General features: G+C 43.7%; 11 protein-coding genes. All 11 read right to left on the bottom strand.

All coding sequences use genetic code 11. The annotated features are described in order from the left end of the window. Positions 1–36: 36 nt before the first annotated feature. The 11 genes from HMPREF1535_RS16235 to HMPREF1535_RS16185 all read right to left on the bottom strand — a co-directional run bounded on the left by HMPREF1535_RS16235 (position 37) and on the right by HMPREF1535_RS16185 (position 20,401). Positions 37–831 (bottom strand): SDR family NAD(P)-dependent oxidoreductase, encoded by a 795-nt coding sequence (locus HMPREF1535_RS16235; protein ID WP_010803517.1) that lies wholly within the window; start codon positions 829–831, stop codon positions 37–39. Positions 832–835: 4 nt separating this feature from the next. Beyond that, entirely contained in the window at positions 836–2,005 is a 1,170-nt protein-coding gene (locus tag HMPREF1535_RS16230; RefSeq protein ID WP_046146846.1) for a mandelate racemase/muconate lactonizing enzyme family protein, read from the bottom strand. A 17-nt stretch (positions 2,006–2,022) separates the two neighbouring features. After that, positions 2,023–2,715: an RraA family protein gene (locus HMPREF1535_RS16225; protein WP_046147583.1), complete on the bottom strand. Its 693-nt coding sequence runs from the start codon at positions 2,713–2,715 to the stop codon at positions 2,023–2,025. Between the two features lie 142 nt (positions 2,716–2,857). Continuing rightward, the gene (locus HMPREF1535_RS16220; RefSeq protein WP_007653369.1) at positions 2,858–3,724 is read right to left on the bottom strand and encodes an AraC family transcriptional regulator; all 867 of its coding nucleotides are present in this window, start codon (positions 3,722–3,724) and stop codon (positions 2,858–2,860) included. 139 nt (positions 3,725–3,863) lie between these two features. Further along, positions 3,864–6,551 carry a glycoside hydrolase domain-containing protein gene (locus HMPREF1535_RS16215; RefSeq protein ID WP_046146845.1) on the bottom strand — a complete coding sequence of 896 codons (2,688 nt, stop codon included), beginning with the start codon at positions 6,549–6,551 and terminating at the stop codon, positions 3,864–3,866. After that, positions 6,532–8,754, bottom strand: a complete 2,223-nt coding sequence (locus HMPREF1535_RS16210) for an alpha-N-acetylglucosaminidase (protein WP_046146844.1) — start codon at positions 8,752–8,754, stop codon at positions 6,532–6,534. The genes HMPREF1535_RS16215 and HMPREF1535_RS16210 overlap by 20 nt, the downstream gene beginning before the upstream one ends. A gap of 973 nt (positions 8,755–9,727) precedes the next feature. Continuing rightward, positions 9,728–12,634: a glycoside hydrolase family 2 gene (locus tag HMPREF1535_RS16205; RefSeq protein ID WP_046146843.1), complete on the bottom strand. Its 2,907-nt coding sequence runs from the start codon at positions 12,632–12,634 to the stop codon at positions 9,728–9,730. A gap of 237 nt (positions 12,635–12,871) precedes the next feature. Further along, positions 12,872–14,002 carry a DUF4998 domain-containing protein gene (locus HMPREF1535_RS16200; protein ID WP_046146842.1) on the bottom strand — a complete coding sequence of 377 codons (1,131 nt, stop codon included), beginning with the start codon at positions 14,000–14,002 and terminating at the stop codon, positions 12,872–12,874. A 31-nt stretch (positions 14,003–14,033) separates the two neighbouring features. Further along, on the bottom strand, positions 14,034–15,215 hold the full coding sequence (locus HMPREF1535_RS16195; RefSeq protein ID WP_046146841.1) for a DUF4959 domain-containing protein: 1,182 nt from the start codon (positions 15,213–15,215) through the stop codon (positions 14,034–14,036). A 30-nt stretch (positions 15,216–15,245) separates the two neighbouring features. Beyond that, on the bottom strand, positions 15,246–17,150 hold the full coding sequence (locus HMPREF1535_RS16190) for a RagB/SusD family nutrient uptake outer membrane protein (protein ID WP_046146840.1): 1,905 nt from the start codon (positions 17,148–17,150) through the stop codon (positions 15,246–15,248). Between the two features lie 20 nt (positions 17,151–17,170). After that, complete coding sequence (locus HMPREF1535_RS16185; RefSeq protein ID WP_046146839.1) at positions 17,171–20,401, bottom strand: SusC/RagA family TonB-linked outer membrane protein; 3,231 nt, start codon at positions 20,399–20,401, stop codon at positions 17,171–17,173. Positions 20,402–20,588 lie beyond the last annotated feature (187 nt).

Below are 20,588 nucleotides of genomic sequence, written 5' to 3'. Positions count from 1 at the left end.
ATATTTAATGTTCTATATCTTTTTCTGAAAATATGGTCAAAATTCATCCTGCATCAAGGCCGAACGTCCTCCATCCATCAGAATCGTCGTTCCACTGATAAACCGGGCTTTGGGAGATGCCAGATAGACACAAAGTGCGCCCACTTCGTCCACCGTGCCGATCCGTTTAACCGGATGCAGGTTGATCGTTCTCCGGCGTTCCTGCTCCGCATCCGGAAAGGAGTCAAACCAGGTATCGTTGCCCGCCGTATCAATAAAACCGGGTGCTACACCGACCGTACGGATGGCTGGTCCCCATTCAATTGCCAGGTTACGCACCAGTCCTGTTATCGCCGTTTTGGTAACGCTATACGGAAAACATCCGGGTATCGTACCGAACGCATGGTTGGAAGTCATCAACAGGATGACACCTTCCCCACTCTTTTCGAGATAAGGCTTACACAACTTTGACAACCGCCAATGGGAAGCCAGATTCAAATCCAGGTTATACTGCCAACGTTCTTCGGTACATCCTTCGGCTCCCTCAAACACATTTACTCCGGCACTGGAGACCAGGATATCTATCCGCCCGAACGTGCCGACCGTTTCCCGAACCAGCGCTTCCAGGTCTTCCGGACAGGTCACATCTGCCTGCCTGTATAAGGCCCGTACCCCCTCTGCCTCTACGGCTTTCCGGAAGGCAACCGCACATGTATCGCCTGCCGCTTTCCGGGAACACCCGGCAACATGGGCTCCGGCCTTTGCAAACTCGATAGCCGTACCCAATCCTATGCCGGATGATACACCGGTAACAAGCACCACTTTATCTTTATAGTCTATCGTAAAACTCATACGCTTAAATATAGAAGTTATCGGGAGCGTTCGTAGTAATACCCGGATGTTTCTCCATCTCCTCTTCCACCAGGTCGACGCCTAAGCCGGGACGATTGGACAAATGCAGATGACCGTCGTAAACCATTTCGGCAATCGGATGGTCGATCACCGTATCTCTCCAGGGAACATCGTTAAACATAAACTCCTGACGGAAGAAATTCGGTATCGCGGCACACACATGCGAAGAAGCCAGTGTCGATAACGGCCCGTTCGGATTGTGAGGTGCAATCAGCACATTATAGGCTTCCGCCATCGTAGCCATCCGTTTCATTTCCGAAGGGCCTCCGCAACGGGTAATATCCGGCATAATCACGTCACAGACATGTTTTTCCAACAAAGAACGAATACCGAAACGGGTATAATGGCGTTCTCCCACACAGATGGCCACATCCGAAGGGATACGTTCACGCATAGCCCGCAAAGTCTGGGAACTTTCAGGGCCGGCAGGTTCCTCATACCAGGTGATATCCAGCTTTGCCAACCGTTCGGCCATCTTCACTGCTACGCGGTAGTTCAACATGGCATGCGTCTCGATCATAATATCGAACTCCGGTCCAACCGCGTCGCGGACAGCTTTCGATACATCGAAAGCCAGGTCCTGTTGCTCGGCTGTCAAAGTCAGATTCGAGGCCAGGTCTTCGCCATAGAAATAATTGGTATGTGCAAACGGGTCGAATTTCAATCCGGTAAATCCTGCCTCTTTTACTTTCAGGGCCTGCTCCGTATAATCTTTTGCATTATGGCCACCACCGGTAAACCAATAGTTTGCATACAACAGAATATCTTTGCGATAAGCACCTCCCAGTAATTCATAACAGGGAACACCCAACACTTTCGCCTTCAGGTCCAGCAAGGCCATGTCGATACCGCTGATAGCGCACAGGCTGGCTCCATACGGGCCGATCCAGTTCAGGTCACGATAAAGTTTTGTCCAGATAAAATCCGTTTTCATCGGGTCGAGGCCGATAATACGCTGTCCCACATGTTTGGCAGCTTCGAAAACGATCGGGCTCCCGGGCCAGTTGGTTGCTTCGCCGACACCGGTGTAGCCTTCGTCTGTATATATTTTAAGTAGCGTCCAGTTATATTTGATACCTTGTACCAACCATACTTTAACATCTGTGATTTTCATTGTCTATTCCGATTTAATTACATGATTCCAAACTGATCGAAAGCGTCGCGGGCTTTCATTCCTTCCTGAATTTTCTTTAATACCATACGCTCGCCGCGGGCTTTTTCAAGGGCGCGGGTAAAGACTTCTTCTTCAATGCTGCGGGGTACGACACATACACCGTCGATATCTCCTATCAGTATATCGCCATCATTAATTCGCACGCCATCCATTTCGATAGGTACCCGATAATCAATTACTTTTCCTCTCGGCGCCTGGTCTTGTGCATAAGGTCCGTAAGAAAAACAGGGAAAGTCGAGTGCCAAAATACCTTTTGTATCCCGAGAATACCCATTGACCACTGCGCCGGCCGCTTTACACTGGATAGCACGGGCACTCATCAACTCTCCCCACAAAGCATAACAAGGAGACGAACCGGAGCAAACATACACTTCATCTTCTTTCAGGTCATCCAACGCTTCGAGCATCAACCCGAAAGAGCGTTTCAGCAACGGATTTTCTCCGCACTTTTTGCCATGTTCCAGCACATCAGCCTCCAGCACGGTCATAGCACGTCCCACCACCAGCATATCATCACGAAGCGGACAAATCTGCGGTGGAAGGAACTGACGGGTATATCCCATCTTATCCATTATGTCACCGATTACTGCGGTATAAAGCTCCTCCTTTATCAAAGAGAACAGAGCTTTATCATCATTCCATTCTTTCATATCCATATAGTTTATCAGTATAAATTATTCAATGATTACTGATCACAAAGTTAGCCGGAGTATACAAAAAGTCAGCCCGAAATTCATATCTCAACGTATGCAGGAAGGACCTTTTACGAAAAAAATGTGTACAAAACGGAAACTACTTGGTAACTTCCCGCGGAGTGATCCCCATCTGCTGTTTAAAGACCCTTGAAAAGTATTGCGGTGATTTGAACCCGCAGATAAAACAGATTTCCTTGATCGACATCTCCGTATTGCGCAACAATTCAATCGCTTTGTTAATACGGATCTGATTCAGATAATCCAGCGGGGAAAGATTCAGGTGTTGTGCAAACAGTTTGCGGAGGTACCGTTCGCCTACTCCGGTCTGCCCGGCCACATCACTGATGGATATATCGGTCTGATAATTCATACGAATATAGGAAATTGCCTTTTTCAGCGACTCATTTGTACAAATCGGCAAGTAAGATTCATCCATGTAACGATAGATAAGAATCAGCAGTTCCGCATAGTACATCACCACCAGGTATTGATAGTATTTATTTTTTAGGTTCATCTCGTTTACAATGCGTTGGACAGCCCGCATGATACGGACATTATTCACGATTTTAATCAGGCGGTTCTCTTCCGAAAAGATCGTTACGGGAGTCAGCTCGCCTGTCTCATCCTGTGCATGCGGATTGAAACGGGAAAATATTTCCGGTAGAAATTCCAGCTGCATCAGTGTCGTTCCTTCCGAGCCTGCTTCAAAGGTATGTTCCACATTCGAACAGATAATCATCATCTCGTTCTCATTGAAACTGATACTTTCGTTTTCCAGATGAAGGATGCAGTTGCCTTTCTTTACATAGTTGATCTCGATGCGTAGATGCTGGTGAGGACCGAATGTTTCAAACGGCTGGAAAGAGACGAAACGAAAGACATCTGCCAAACGTTTATATTTTAGATTCTCCGTTATCCCCTCTAAAAGTCCCCAAAGAGACTGTTCTGTTGTCTTGTTATCCATGATATTCCTTTCCCTTGTTCTGAAGCAAAGATAGAGAAAAGACAGTACCGGATTTTACACTTCGAAGAAAAAAGAAGGACCGAAATGGTATCTTTCGGTCCTTTAACTTATACAAATCGGAACTAACCTATATATTCCTTTATTTTTCCAGTAAAATAATCATTCCGCCTCTCCCCATAATCTCACATTGCTTCAAGGAAGACAGTTTTCCTTCCCATTGTGTATTTCTAATCTCAGGTAAGATATAAGAAGATGGTTTGAATCCGAGCAATTCCTCATCCAGTGTGATTTCAGCCGTCTGAGGCATATCCGTCCAGTTTGCCAGTACCACCAGCGCTTTATCACCATTCACATAAACGGTAGCCGGGATGTCCTTATTATCCGTTTTCACCGGACAACGTTCGTCCCAATAACCTCTCATCTGTGCATTCTTCATGCCAAAATCATCCCAAAGTTTCCAAAGCGGAACAGGATTTCCGCTCCACGGCAAACGGGGAAGCATTCCGTAAACCATCCCTCTGAATAGGTTCCGGGCATCCAGCGTTTCACTCATCAAGCCGAAAGGAATACCGGACATTTCCACCAGCCAGAAATCCAGCGTATTATTTGCTCTGAAACCTTCACCGATCCAGGTGCGGTCCACATAAGGTAACAGTTCCAGATACAAATGCAGTGAATTGGCATAACCGGCCCACTGGTTCATATGGTTCCAGGAATGGATATCTATCAGCCGGCGCTTTCCGTCGGCATCCATAATACGGCGGGCACGTTGCAATGTTTGATGGTCCAGAGCACTGTCATCAATATAAACACCATCCAGCCCCAGATTCTTTATCATCCAATCCAAACCTTCCAGATAGTAATTGTTCCAGCGGGAATCAGGGGTAGTAATAACCGAGATATCCATATCGCCGGCATATTTACCTTCATTAAAAGCATTATACCAGGCCGGAATGAAATGAGTCGTCAGGTTCTTGTTCAACCATTCGTGAGGACCGTTCCGATGGATCAGCGTACGGGCATCCTTTCCGGGACCGTCATGGATCACTTCACTACCCAGGCTACGCAACGCCCAGAGTTCAGGTATCTTCACCGTCAACTCACGGGTCGTATAATAAAGCCGGACATCCAGGTCCTTGCTGTGTGCATCCGAGATAAAACGTTTCAAATCCGGAACTGCTTCATCATAATAAGGATAGTTAATGAACGGATATACATCTTTCTTATGATGGATATTAATCATATTGGCACCTGCTTCCAATGCAGCAGGGATATAACCGGCACTCACATCGCTGTTGGAATGGTAGAAACGTTTTTCCGCCAGTTCTTTCAGGTTAAGCGGTTTCACCGGAGTAACCAGCATATTGAAATTATAATGAAGAACATCACCTTTCTGCATAGTCCGTTCACCACTATAGGCCGTCATCAGGACTGTACCGTCTTTATCGGGCAGAATATCGATACCGCCCTTATTGGCATTTCCCCACGAAGCAGGCAGGTTCAGTTTACCTAAACCATAATAGATATTCACCAGCGGGCGGACATAGTTTTCATCTTTGAAGCAGAAGTTCAGACCGGCATTTATATTTCCCATCCAGATCTTATCCTGATGTTTGTCGACATTCCATTGCCAGTTAATTACAGAATCCGGACGGAAACCGCCTTTATGTCCCAATCCCATCATATATTTGGCAGCATACGAAGTATAAGGTACTTCCAGGCGGATATCCTTTACTTTCACGTCTCCCTGGGATTTCACCTGTATCTGATAATCGACCAGACCATCGAAACCGAATTTACCGGAACACTGTACTTCAAAATTACGGTTCTTCCGGGTAGCTATCCAATTTACCGACGCATTATTCCGTCCGGTGATCCGCAGGGAACCGGGTTTCAGCACTTCTTCGCCATTCTCCGTTTCTATCACGAACCGCATTTCTCCTGCCAGAACGGGAGTATTGCTCTGATCGTTCAGCTGGTTACTCTGATCATAACGGGTAGAAAGGGATTGAGGAAGACCTTCTTTCGACAGTTCCATCGTTCCTCCTAACCAGGAAATCGTTTGTTTCTGTAATTGAACCGGAACATACGGAGCCGTCGGTTCATCGGCATTACCGATGGAAGAATCCAACCAGCGCAGGCGGGTTTTCCTCCATCCTTCGTTATCTCCGTGGTTGGCGATGAGAGAACCTTGTACGGTCAGTTCACATGCGATCTCTACCGGTTTGGCATCAGCAGCTTTGATCGTAACTTTTCCTTTATAAACGCCGCTTGCCGTTACAGGCACATCGGAACCGATCCATAATGCCTGCACATTTCCTTTGGAGACATTCACCGTCTTTTTAAAAGATTTGCCATTCGTATCAGTCCCTCCCAGGTTAAAACAACGGAAAGCAGAAGCCGGAATCTTATTTCCCTTTTCATTCTTCCAGTCAGAGAAGATAACAGATACGTCCGACAAGGTTTCATAGGGAGCGAAGATTCCTACCTGCCAGGTATAGAACTCACCCGGAAGACAATCGCCCCGGAACTTTGTCCGCGAATCAACCGACCGTTCCACCCAACGCACAGGGATTGCATCCGTCATACGGATATCGTGTTCCCGGTCTTCCGTAAAACAGAAGTAACCGGCTTCCGGGTTTTCTTGTATCAACCTCTTCACCGCATCCGACGAAGCCACACGGCGCATTTCCGAGTCCTGCTCATTCACCGTACCCTGTCTTTTCAAGTCATCGAAGGCATTCGTTACATCATCCTGCGCCTGCATAACACAAGGCAGGGCCAGAAGCGAATATACCATCAGGTACTTAATTTGTTTTCTCAACATTGTAGTATTCTTTTGATAATTGTTTGTATTTGTCCAACATCCGGCGGGCAACAGCCACTTCGTCTCCTTCCGTTACCGGAGTACGGGCCTTACCCGGACGATCAACGAAAGCCAACTCCCAGTCAGCCAACGAATCATAAAACTCATTCGCACGGAAAGCCTGACGGCCTAAATCCATCTTTGCATCTTCCTCCCTGTAAATCGTTCCGTTATCGAGATGTCCCTGCAACATATCATAGAACTGTTTCCAACGTTGCAGATAATATCCCTCGATCAAACCGGTCCATTCACGCCATGAGTAATCGAATTGACGAACATCGACCTGTCCGCCCCAGATAGTCACCAGTGAAGAGGCATTCTTTTCAAACAAATTGCGTTCTTCATCGGTCGTTCCCCAGGCACGTGCATCAGTCAACCACTGGTCAAAGTTAAACTCTGTACGGGTACGAAGCAAGATATCTACATCTTTTAATAACTCGAGGAAACGTCCGGAGTGCAGAGCAAATGCCTCTTTATCCTTTTTCTTAAATGCCTCGGCAGCTTTTTTATGTATTTCCTGTCCCAGGTTGGACATAATCTGACGCTGTACATCTACAATATCGAAACGATAAGGTCCGGAACCTTTCAATTGTTCCGCATCCTGTAATAAACATACTTCAGCTTCTATCAATGATTGCGGATCATAAGGAATATTAAAACCGGCATTCGGTCCCGACTTCTTTACATCCACAGCAGGACGGGCACAGATGATCGAACTGGACTCGACCCCATTCGTTCCGGCCCGATAAGGACCCGCCAACAATAACTCCCAGGCCTTATTGGCTGCATCCGAAAATGCGCCATAACGACGTTCTGCATATTTATTCAACCATTCTTCCAGCTTCACCGAATCCTGATGAACCGGCATCTCAAATGCCAACTCATAAAATACAGGATTTTGTCCGATCGACTCCATGAATAAACCGGAACCTACCACATTCGGCGTTTCCTGTTTAGCTTTCATAAACTGATTGGATGATACCAGCGGCAAATCTCCGTGAAGATTGACACGCCCACCAAAATTATGCAGATTACCTACAACAAAATCATGGTTGCAAAAATGATCTTCTCCCCCTAACGCACCGTTCAGGCTCAATACGAGTAAATCATGTTTCGGTACAACGGATGCAATATCTTTCCGGAAACTCCAGGCTTGCATCACCCACAACGCCTCCGGATCGAACGTCTTCATCAATTTATGGATAGAAGCCCCTACTGCATTCAGATATTCAGGTGTATCCACAGGCGGCTTGCTTTCATGGAAAGGATCGGCAGCATATAGTCCGTAGGTTCCATATAATTTCTGTTCCTCTTCCAGAAAAGCTTTTCCCAGTTCCGTAAATAACGGATCCAGCGGATCTAACTGGCAGATACCTTCAAATCCATACCAATCCGGTTGTTTCTGTATCTTTGCCTCCGGAAACTTTTCCATCATCTTACGAGGTACAGCACCGGAAAAACCTTGTTGTATCGGTGTCATCCCTAATTCCAGCTGACGGTTTACCACTTGTTTACCCAAAGCGATATGCGAATCAATCCATGATTTCGGCAGCGGTCCGCCAAAGCTTTCGATATTAGGCATCCACTGCCAGGCAAAATGGGCCGGATCGACCAGATAAGAACGTGCTTCCTCATCTGTAAAACCGAAACGAAGCAGTGTATTATACCAAACACCTTCCAAACCGACAACCGACAAAGGTGTATTGATCGAATTCATAGCCATATAGTCGATCTCACGCTGCCAACGTTCCCAATCCCACCAGGCACCGGTATAGCTCAAGGTACAATAATTAAAATAGACACGATACTTACCGTTAATTATCCGGTGTGTCGTCTCTGCCGGAACAGGCAATGTCGCCGGTAAATTCAACTGATCGCCAAACCAGGAAACATGGGCATTACAATGATATTTCAAATACTGGTTATAAGCTGTTGCCAACGATACCGTATTGTTCCCCCGCAACACAACCTTGCCGTTCTCCCCAGCCACTTCATAGACATCGTTCCCGTTCTCCGGCTCTATCAGTTCCAGACTAAACTGCTGACTATAACCCGGAGTAATACGTTCGATCAAGTCATAAGCAGCCTGTATCTGCGGATCTTTCTGACAAGACATCAGAGATAAAATACAAAAAAGCAAAAATACTTTACTTACAATTCTCATGGTATAAATCTTTATAATTATTTATATTACTAGACGTAGAAAAGCCCGTTTACCCTATAAGGATACGCAAATAAACTTACTTTACACGTTCTACATATCTATCCCTGATATCCTACAATAGTTCGTTAAAAAGAACGGATAGGCATCCGTTCGCCATTCCCTGCCTATCCGTTGGAAGAAAAGCGTACGTTTTTTTCCTATATCCCGGCAGGTCATACCCTATAATGTACATACCGATACTCTATATTGTATTGGTATGTACATTATAGGGTATAGCAGACAAATCCATGGGGATAGATCTATTAATAGGTGTTCACCCGATATGGGCGACTTAGTAATGCCATCATGCCAGTACTACTATGTCATCTTGCTAGCATAGTAGTATCAGTACCATTAGCTCTACTGTGTAAAGGTGGTTAACACTATAGTGCTACCTATTCATCCTTTATTCTCATCTTTCAGGTTTCATCCCTGTTTGCAGCTTTAATATTCAAAGGATCCGGCTGAAAGGAGAAAAAATGCGAAGGCTTATACGATAAAAGAGGGGTACCTGTCCGATAAAAAACGGGGAGGCATCGGAGGACAGACAGATATTTACCCATTTAGAAAACTATTGGTATTTTTTACCTGTAAGATAAGTCTTCTCTCATTCTTAAAACATTTTTCAGCATACAAACCATGAACATCAAAGGACAGAAGATACCTGAAAACTGAAAGATGAGAAATAAAAACACACTGAGAGAGGAGGTTTTTATATAAAAATTGTCACTAGAAAATTGGAGAAGCCTAACTTATATGTCTATCCCCACTGATTTTCTTCTAAGCCGTTCTAATGTTCAATTTTAACAAGATAAATATCTCTGAAAAAAAATAAGGGACTTTTGCATTCAAAAGTCCCTTATTTTGTAATCAAAAGTCCTGTCTTAACATTTCAAAACACCGGACCTTTTTTTCTGCTATTTTAGATCTGTCTTTACGGATGAAAAGAAACCGTTACTTTCCCCTGTACTTTATCGCCTTTTCGCAACGGCTTGTATTCTTTCTCGGCATGAGGGATCAGGAAGTTTTCCTTCCCCGGATTGTTATAATCGGCAACTAATAAGCGGATTGCATCGCCTTCTATCCAGGTACGGACATACTGCGTTCCGTCGGATTTCACTGTGACAGATTGTCCTGATCCGTCTTTCAGCCGGGCTGAGTAAATATTCTCCTTCGTAGAACGGAACATGTTTGAACCGGCTGCCGTCTGGTCATACGACCAGGATTTTACAGGTTGTTTGGAAGGACCTGCCAGTCCGGATACAGGCAAAGAGGCATCGAATGCTTCAGCTTGTCCCGTCAACGCTCCTATATGGTCTTCCGGATATACATTCCAATAGCCTTTCCGCTTCCAGTCCAGATGGGTAAAAGAAGAAGGTAAAGTAAATACCAACCCTGTTTGTCTCGGGGAAATATCCTGAAGCATAGTGAAGTCGTAGACAAAAGTGACTTCTCCGTTCTTATGAAAACGATATTCAAATATGCCTTCGGCTTCTTTATAAATTCCTTTTACTTTTATACTAATAAGTTCATCACCCGGCAGACAAGTAACAGACTGAGCTATCCAATTTTCGCAGACTGAGTTATATGGCTTGAACTTCTGGTCTTTTCCGACCATCTGGACACCTTCGCCATCTCCATTCAACGGCAGTACCATAAAAACAGGTGATTGCAGCAATACGGCATTACCTCCCTGACCGGCGGACAACAATCCGTTGCGTTTATCCACAGTAAACACTCCTCCTACCGACTGAATCTCGATAACATCGGCTTTTTCCTGACAAGAGAGTTGTCCTGACTGCCCTTGTCCCTGTGGCTTGGTCTGTTCCGGTAAAATACGGAAACTGTATTCATCGATCACAAAACCACGGACACCGGTAACCGTCAGTTCCAGCTTTTCCGCATTCCGTAAAGATTCCGGCAACTGAATTTCGAACTCTCCTTCCGAGCGGGGAGCCATATCGGTTGTTACCCTGCCGCTCTTTCCCCCGGCTTTCCACACGATGGAACATTCCGACAGATTACTGAAATTATGACGGTTCTCCACATGGAAACGGACAATACCGTCGGCCGACATATTTCCTTTCTGTACGATCTTAACCGGACTGAATGCTTTCTTCATTCCCCAATATTCCGGTTTCTCACGTCGCCATCCGTCTATCGGTCCCCAGGTTCCGTAACCGACCGCCTTTTCACCCGGCAGGAAGAAGGTATCGTCGATACCGGCCCATATCGCACCGCCCAGAACACCCTGGCTATGATACATATCATTCCACATCTGGTCCAGCAGAGGTCCCCACATCGAACGAAGTCCCGGATCGGCAGCCAGCTCCAAGCGGTTGTAAGCATTCAGGTGGCAGAACTCGTCGAATGTGACGGGGCGTTTGCTATTGCGGTATTTATTCGGTCCGGTAGGCCCGGGATAATGATGATTGGTTACTTCCAGTTCGCCGTTATCGGCATCCGGTCCCCACTGGCTGAAGATGCGCGGACGTGTCGGGTCCATCTGCTTCACGACTTCTCCCGCCTTTTTGAAATATTCGGCATATTTCAATGATTCATTTCCCAGCGACCACATAATAACGGAAGGATGGCTGCGGTTCAGGTTTACCATCTCGACATGCTGGTTCACCAGTACGGCATCATACATCTCTTCCGGTACATTCGTGTTATGTGCCCAGCAGAAAGGAGCTTCCACTTCTACCAGCATTCCCAGTTCATCGCAGGCTTCCAGTAAGGCTTCATCGGGCGGATAGTGGGACGTACGGATATAATTCACATTACCACGACGGAACAACTCGACATCTTTCCGCCACATGCCGTCATTCACAGAACGTCCGCGCAACGGCATGACCTCATGACGGCAAACACCCCGCAGCTTTACCGGCATATTATTTATATACATTTGGTTACCGCGAACTTCCACCTGGCGGAAACCTACCCGACGTACCGTTTCATGCAACACCTTCTTTCCGTCTTTCAAACAGCAGGTCAACGTATATAAATAAGGATGCTCGGAATCCCATTTCTCCGGTTTTGCGATACTGAAAGAGAGGCAGGCTTTCTCTGTCGCACCTGCTGCTATCTTTTGAACCGGGTTAGTATTTTGTTTTAACGCGATCTCTTTTCCGTTTGCATCTTCCAAAGAGAAATGAAGGGAAAGGTTTGAAGCGGGAACCGATGACTCATTGCTAATTTCAATATCCGTTTTCAGTACGGCATCCATATAAGTACTGTCAAAAGAAGTATTTACATGAAACATCGACATATTTACATCCGGTAAGGTAAACAGATACATATCCCTTGTTATCCCTCCCAACGGATGAACAGCGTACTGGGAACCGCTGGAAGTCGAATCGGCAAGGCTTTCCGATCTCACCGACACAGCAATTCTGTTCTCTTTTCCTGTCTGTACCAGCTCCGTTACATCCAGTTCAAAGGCGGTAAAGCCGCCCAGATGGGCTCCGGCTTCCTTACCATTTATATAAATATGGCTATCGCTATATATACCGTTGCAGCGTAGTTTGATCCGTTGGCCGTTCCAGGAAGAAGGGACGGAAAACGTACGGAAATAACCGGCCGCCTTTCCTTTTTCCACTTCAAAGCCTTGCATTACCCATTCGCCGGGCACTTCGATACTTTTCCAGTTGGTAACACTTCCTTGCTTCCAGAATTCTTTTTCCGGAGAAGGATTGAACTGCCAGTTCCCTCCCAAAGGGATCTTTTGCTTCTCCACCTTTACGGGCAAAGGGGAAAGACGCGGAACCGTAAAATCTGTTGCACTGACCGATTGCAGGCATAAAACCGAAACCAGCAAGTAGAATAGTTTCCTTACATTCATATACGTATTTTGTGTTTTAATGATATTAATACAATTTCCACAGGCAAATTAACGACATTTATTCTTTTCGGCCCATACAATAAATAAAACAAAAGACTTTAATTCGGAACTAATTTATAAGAAATGCTTCAAATACGGAACTACAGGCATAAAAAGCAAAAAGAGCCATTCTTCACTTATTTATTAAGTTGAAAAATGGCTCTTCAAACGGACGATAGTACTTAGTATTCCGTTTTCCTATTTACCATAAACATATACTTCAGCAACATTTGTATAGGGTTCACGGTTACTATCCGGAAGTAATAATTTCAGGTAGCGTCCCTTGCCTGCCCCGCTAGTCTCCGGTAATGTAATTGATGAACTGTCTCCTTCGTCAAACACGGCAGTTCCTATTTTTGTCCAGTTACCTGTATTGGCATCCGGTTGATCAGATACATATAACTCAACACTTTTGGAATCAGTGTTACCTGACCGGCGATACAATTCAACCCTGGAAATCATTTTCGGTGTCTGCATATCTATTACGGCCCAATGAGGCAGAGGTGCATCCCCGCCTTCGTAGGCCGACTGCCAATAGGTACTCAAATCATCGTCTATCAATGCATCCATTCCACCACCTTCGGAGGTCGATACATCGGAAACGGACAAAACCTTCCACGAACTACAGTCATATTTATATTCTGTCGGGAAAGGTGTTTCATATTCTTTCCATGCAGTGGCAAATGTATCGATCGCTGCTGCTTCCGGAATATACAAAGACCTGTATTCAAAGGTTGAACCCGACTTTACATCCGGTAATAGAACTAAATCATCTGTAGAAGGGACTTTTGCTATTGCTTGTGAACCATCCTTTTTCACATAACGTATTTCACTACGAACCAAATATTGAGGTGCATAATACCACTTGATTGTTCCTTCCTGATCCGACAGTGACAAACTTTCTATCAGACGATCATTCAATGTTGCTTGGTAAGTATCCCCGTAAGAAGTTCCAAAATCTGTCATAAACAATGATTTATGTCCGAAATTATCAGTTGTCTGTATATTGAATGTATAAGATTTTTCTTCCAAATTATCCAATATGACAGAAATACTATCGTAACCGGTCTTCAGTTCAACAGGAATAATCAAAGAGTCAAGTCCGTCATTCCAATATACATCTATAGAACGGACATTTGGGGCATTATAGGTACGACAATTAAATAAAACTCGTCCTTTACCTGCAATAAAACTTACGGAATCCGGTTTAGGAGCATAAATAATCTCACCACCTTCTATATACTCTTCATGTATATCCATGAAATCTTCACAAGAAGTGAAAGATAAAATGGAAGCAGCCAGTATCGCTAAACTATATATTCTTTTCATAATTTTCTTGTTAATTTGTTGATACTATACATTATTTTTCGATTTGGCCATAAAAGTCAACATCTGCAATATTCGAGAAGGTCGCTCCTCCGAAAGCAGACATAAAGACTATACGGACATATCGTACCGAAGTCAGGGATACGTCAAATGAAAACTCATGTCCGTTATTAGCAACATCCATGTCCAAATCCGTCACGGTAGAACCAGGAGATCCGGAAGGTTTCACAATTTCACAGTCCATCACTTTTGTCCATTCGCTCCAATCTCCACTTTGGCTGGGTTCATGGTCACATACATATACCTCAAATGTTTTTGGATTACCATGACCGTAAGCAATGTTTGCACCAAAGTTATAAATACGTTGGTGTACAACCAATCGACTCAGTTTAGCAACAGTTCCTAAATCGAAAGTAGCCGGAGCACCCGGTAAAGCATTTGTAATAAAACATCCAAAAGTATTATGGTCATCGTCTAATATATAAGCGTCTTTTCCTTCCCAATTCGTCAAACTTTTATCGTTTGCCAAATTCATTACACGCATATTCTTTTTGTTCAATTTTTCTTCGAACAAAGGAATGACTTCTGCAGTGAGGGTGTCGGAATAATTATCAAAATTATCGTTTATTATCATGGAGAAATTTTTAGGTTCCGGAGCATAGCCTCTGATGTTGTAAACATTTTCGTCAATATCACTCATCATAATATTCATGGTTGACATTTCCCCGGTGGAATCCGGAGCTAGAAATTCAATGTTAAGAGGCGCCTTTTCCGGATTCCTCCAGCTGAAGCGGGCACCACCAAAGTCTTGCTCAATTGCTACTGATTTGATAGCTTTAGCCAAAGCTGATTCCAATGGGGTAAACTTCACTTCTATCGGATCTGACAACTCTTGGGCACGATTCACTGCATAAATAGTTGCTGTATGCTCCGAAGTGTCATTATAACCCTGGATTGCCAATTTATCTTCGTAATATGAAGCTGTCACTTCATACTCCTTACCATTAGTCGTAGTATATAAACATTTTACCGCCAATAAATCTTCCGTATTGGGAATTTTATAAGAGACAACAGCCCCACCGGCTGTGGGTTCAACTACAACATTGGTAACAACTCCCGGTTTACCTAAGCTTTCACTGATCGGTAACTGCTCTTTTTCTGAACAAGAAAAAAGAAACGGAAGTAATAATGTAAACTTTAAATATCTGGTATTCATATGTATGTCATAAATAATATAGATTAATAATTACCATCCCATATTCTGACGTAACAGTGGGTTTTTTACTATTTCTGACTCAGGTATAGGAGCAAAATAGTTTTTAAATTCAAAAGATTGCTCGTAAATGGCTGTTGGCGTATAATAGTTTTTAACATCTGAAGCATTGATATTCCAACCTTCAATGATACGATTTTGCTCAGCCAAAGCAGTTTTCCAACGATGGCTATCCCAGTAATAAGAACCCTCACATGTTAATTCTATTTTACGTTCCTGTCGGATTATATCACGCATTCCTTCTTTGGTGGTCGGTTTGTTCGGTTGTTTGGAATATTTACTCCAAGACTCAACAACACCTTTAAGGCCGGCACGTTCGCGTACCATATCGATATATTTGTACACTTCGGCATCCGGTGCATCTTTCGATTCATTCAAAGCCTCCGCGCACATTAATAACAAATCGGCATAACGCATGTCGGGGAAAGGATAAGATTCCCAAGTGATACTGTTGGCATCCCGGAAAGAACTATTGATGGAAACCAGTTTTTTAGGCCAATAACCGGTTGCGTTATAGTGCCCCGGATTTCCAACGGAAGAAACTTCTCCGAAACGATTTTTAGGATACAAGCATTCTGCATCATCATCCGGCATGTTTTTATAAGAATTTCCATACCACTTACCTCTGTCAAATCCTAAAGTAGAATAAAAGCGCGGTTCACGGTCAAAATTCAAAGCTGCTGTTTGTTCTCCTCGCTGAATATAATAGCGATGTTCCGCATCACTGACACGTAAACTATAACGACTGGCATAATCATACGTATTATCTTCTTCAATAGGAACACCGTTTTTTGAATAAAATCGTTCTACTGTCGATAAAGGCACACTCATTTTTTGCCATACATTATTTAATGAAGTAGAAGTTTCAAAATAAGTAAAACATTCCATTTGGAAACCACCGTCGACAATCGAAGCCGTATTACTCCAAATAACTTCGGGATTCCATCTGTGACTAATCACACCTCTTAATGTTTGTACCAACAACGTTTGATCGGACAAAGGTTTTGTTGCCACATAGTCTGATGTTTGATACAAACGGATACCAGCCGCTTCACTCACTTCTACTGCTTTTTTACATGCTTCTGCCGCAGCCGTCCAACGGGTAGGGTCATAAACCTGATTAAAGAACGGTTCACCATTATGATCCAGAAAACTATTATAGTCTGTGTTTCCATTAAACAAAGGGCTGGCCCAATACAATAGCACTTTAGCTTTTAGCATGTGAGCTGCCGGTTGTGTAAAACGACCTAGTTCCGATGACGGGTTGGTAAGTACTAACGGTAAACTTTCACTATCTATCACTTCGTTGATCAAATCCATAACGTATTGAAAGCAGTCGTCTACTTTCTCACGATAAACACGAACTCCCTGAGTCGATTCTGTCACAGGAGGACTTTCACGCAGCGGGCAAATAGGACCGTAATACGACAACAAATAGAAGTGCAGATAGGCTTTTATCAGTTTAACCTCGGCAATCATACGTTGTTTTTCGTATTCGTCCAGATCTTCAACGTTGACAATTCCTTTCATAAAAGTGTTGCACTCACGAATCCCTGCATATAATCCTCCAGTACCCCAATAATTGATAAGAGCACTCGTCGAACTATCAAGGCCTAATCCGAATTGCATTCCTTTTTCCGTATTATATTCCGTATTCAAAATCATTTCCAAAGCGCCGAAAATAGCAGGGTTTGCATTTCTGTTCATTGTAGACGGAAACTTTGAATAACAGGTTGCCAAATATTTTTCGACCGTATAACGATCTGCAAAAGCATGCTCTTCCGTTGCAATGTTGTCCGGAACGACATCCAAAAAGTCGCAGGATGTTGCAGCGACAGCCACACAGGTGCATAAAATATATTTAAATATTGATTTCATTTTCTTTCGTTTTTATTGTTTTAGAATCCTAAGTTAATGCCGACATTAAAAACACGCTGAATCGGATATCCAAAGCCGTTACCAGCCATTTCCGGATCCCATAGCTTGAATTTACTCCAGCACAAGAGGTTCGTTCCACTGACATACACGCGGAAGTTCTGTACTTTGATCTTCTTGAGCAAGTCTCTGGGAAGCGTATAACCGACTTCAACCGACTTCAACCGAAGGAATGTCGCGTCCTGCATGAACCAGGTACTGGTTTGATTATTGTTAGATATGGTTTGACTGGACAATCTGGGCCAGAAAGCATACGGATTACGGTTGCTCTCAGACCAATAATTATCAGCGATAACTTGTAATACCTGATTTTGCCCGGTCATACCATCGTCATGGTCTGTCCCCGAATTTCCATCGATAAAAGGAGATACCTTCTTTTGATCCAACCAGAACGACTGGCGTCCGGAACCCTGGAAAAAGAAAGAGGCGTCAATTCCTTTATAGCCGGCAGAAAGACCGAAACCATAGTTGATTTCCGGAGTTGTCGGGAAACCGATAGGTACTTTATCTAATTCTGATATTTTTCCATCCCCGTTCACATCCCGGTATTTAATATCGCCGGCCTTATATTCTCCGAATTGTGTCGGTGAATTTTTTACCTCTTCATCGTCAATAAACAAACGTTCGGCTATATATCCCCATTCCTGTCCTAATGATTTGCCAACTTTCGATAACCAGGGAGTAGCACTGTAGTCCGGCTCTTCCCATTCTACAGCTTCGCTGGTCGCATATGTAAAGGTTGCACGTCCGGTCATCCATAAATCTTTATTGAAACTCTTTTCATAATTGAATTCCATATCGACACCATGCCCTTTCGCTTTACCCAAATTGGCTTTTACATCCGGTACAATACCCATTGTTCCCGGAATGATACGGTTCAAAAGGATGTTTTTTCTTCGTTCGGTAAAATATTCCACATTAGCAGATAGCCCGAAAATGGTTGTTGCTTCAAAGCCGACATTCATCTTATAAGATGTTTCCCAACCGATTTCATCATTGGCATAACGATTAAACTTTACTCCGCCAGGATTATAATCCATCAAAGTACCCCAATGAACGGAAGAACCTGCACCCATGTTCACATCCGAAAGATAGTAGAAACGATCATTTCCACTACCGATCTGGTCCTGACCGGCCATACCGTAAGATCCTTTCAGTTTAAATTGTGAAAACACATCGGTTAATGGTTCGAAAAACTCTTCATTGGAAACCATCCACCCCAATGCACCGGAAGGGAAGAACCCCCAACGGTTATTCTTCGAAAAACGTTCCGATCCGTTGTAACCGAAAGTAAATTCCCCGAAATAACGAGAGTCGAAGTTGTAAGCCATACGACCGGCTAAACCAATATTTCTATAAGGTAATGACAATTGAAGATTATCCGCAATACCAGATTTCTGATTACGCATCGTGTAAACAAACAAAGCATTCACAGTATGTTTATCATTAAACAAGCGGGTATATTCTGCTTTCGCTTCCAAATAAACACTGCTGTTGATTTTGCGTTGCCCCGGTTGATAATTGATCCATTCTGTTCCGGTTGTCGGGTTCAAACGGCTCAACTTGTAAGACTGATCCTGCATATCGAAAGAGCTGATGCTATAATAGAAAGGAGTATATGCACGATCCACGGTATATTCCGAATAACGATCCATATTGACAAGTACGCTGGCCGTTAAACCTTCGGTTATCATATCCAGGTCCTGATTCACAACAAACTGAGTCAGCATGGTATTTTTACTGTATTCGTTATATCCTCTTAATGACTGGGCATAGGGATTGATATAATTGGAATCTCCGTAGTTACCAAACAAAATATGGTTCGCATAAGAATACTGCTCGTCCGGTTCATAATAGGGTTTGAATAATACCGGATTGGCCTGCATCACATGATTATACATGGTACTACCGCCACCTATTGGTCCGGAATAATCATCGAATGCCGCACTCATACGTAAAACCAACTCGGTAGTCTTTGTCAAGTTCACATTCACGTTCGAACGGATCGTATATTTCATCAAATTGATATTTGAGTTAAAGTTGTTACGCTTGTCAACCTTCATATTACCGTTGTCGCGTGTCATATTGGCCGCTACATAATAACGGGCTACCTTACCACCACCGCTTACACTAATATTTGCACGTTGGTTCATCGTCAAATCACGGAACATGGTATCATACCAATCTGTGGCTGGGAACAGATTCGGATAAAGGCCACGTTCGGTCATGGTTATTTTTTCTTGGGTATACAATGCCAAACCCATCGGATCACGTGTTTTGATCGCTTCATTATGCATACGCATATAAGTGACCGGATCTGCCAATTTTATCTTCTCGGTAGGAGTTGAAAACGAATTTTCCACACGAACATTAACAGAGACCTTCCCCTCACGTCCTTCTTTAGTTGTTACAGAGATTACACCATTGGCACCACGTGCTCCATATAATGCCGTAGCTGTGGCATCCTTCATGATCGTAAAGCTGGCAATATCGTCGGTATTCAGACGAGACAAGTCTTCTGTTCCCAATTCGATACCATCAATCAAAATCAGCGGGTCTTTTTTAGCTTCCGCTCCGAATGTCGTAATACCTCGAATGAAAAAGTTTGCATTATCCTTTCCCGGTTCACCGCTTGTCTGGTAAGAAATCAAACCGGCTACACGACCTGCAAAGGCTGTGGTCAGGTTGCTACTCGGAATTTTGAGTTCTGCCGGTTTTACTGTTGTGATGGCAGAAACCACACTCTCTTTTTTCTGTTTTGCAAAAGCGACAACCGTTACTTCATCTAAAACATCTGCTTTCGGTTCCAAGACGATGTTTAAAAACTTTTCCCCCTTATACGTAATTTCCTGGGGTTCCATACCAATAAAGGAAACGATCAGTATATCGTTCACCTTGAGACCATCAAATTCAAAATTTCCATCTACATCGGCAATCACTCCTTTTGTACTCCCCTTAATCTGAACCGTAGCACCGGGCAAAGGGTCACCTCCGGTATCTGAGATCTTACCTTTAAATTTTGAACTCTGCAAAACACCTCCAACGAATGGCCTTGTTTCACTTTTTACACCAGAATGAAGGTTAATTTCAGTATTCTCTCTTTCAATGCCTAGCGCCTCATCTGCTGCAAGCAACGATGGTGTGCAAACCAATGACAGAGGAACAAAAAGACCTAACAGTGTCTTTGTTTTCATAATGTATAATTTTACGATAAATAAAAAATGTCATTTGATTTTCTGATCAATTTAAATACATTCCGTCTCTTCCCTACTACTAATTCCATCCCGTCGGGAACGACCCATTTCTTTAGTTTGTTTTGCATAATAGTTAAATTTATGAATGGCACTTGCCTTTCAGGTTTATAATATTGTTTCAAAAATT

This window comes from Parabacteroides goldsteinii DSM 19448 = WAL 12034 (assembly GCF_000969835.1).
Classification (GTDB): Bacteria; Bacteroidota; Bacteroidia; order Bacteroidales; family Tannerellaceae; genus Parabacteroides; species Parabacteroides goldsteinii.
The sequence above is the reverse complement of the archived record's forward strand: the minus strand, read 5'-3'. Positions and strand labels throughout refer to the sequence as shown.